The 398-nt window shown below is 49.0% G+C and carries 1 protein-coding gene; it reads left to right on the top strand.

Going from position 1 to position 398, the window contains the following annotated elements; genetic code table 11:
- Window positions 1-287: hypothetical protein (locus tag NE664_15185; protein ID MCQ4727975.1), on the top strand; the 287-nt coding region annotated here is incomplete at its 5' end.
- Window positions 288-398: the final 111 nt, after the last annotated feature.

Genomic DNA, 398 nt, shown 5'->3' with positions numbered 1-398 from the left:
CGGGGAAGCTGACGCAGAAGCATGCAGTAAACATGACTTTACAGGAGTATTTTAAAAATATAGACTACACCAAGTTTAAGCCGGAGGTCTCGCCTCAGGAGGTGTATGAGATGCTGACCTGGATGACGGAAGGGTTCCTCTATAACAGGAGAAAGTCAGAGCTTTCCGCTTCGCTTGACGAAGTTATGAAGAAATTCTGTGTCTGGGAGAAATGGCTGAAGCAGATTGCTTATAAAGAGGAGTACCAGGACGCAGAGCCGGAAGGAGGATTATGGGAAAACCGGTAATCAGGGCGGAACATTTATCCGTCAGATATGAGGGGGAGGGCGTTGCAGTAGACGCCTTAAAGGACGTCTCCTTCGAGGTGGAGCAGGGAGAATTTATCGTGGTGCTGGGAC

Source organism: Anaerotignum faecicola, assembly GCA_024460105.1.
In the GTDB taxonomy this organism is placed as follows: Bacteria; Bacillota; Clostridia; order Lachnospirales; family Anaerotignaceae; genus JANFXS01.
The sequence above is the reverse complement of the archived record's forward strand: the minus strand, read 5'-3'. Positions and strand labels throughout refer to the sequence as shown.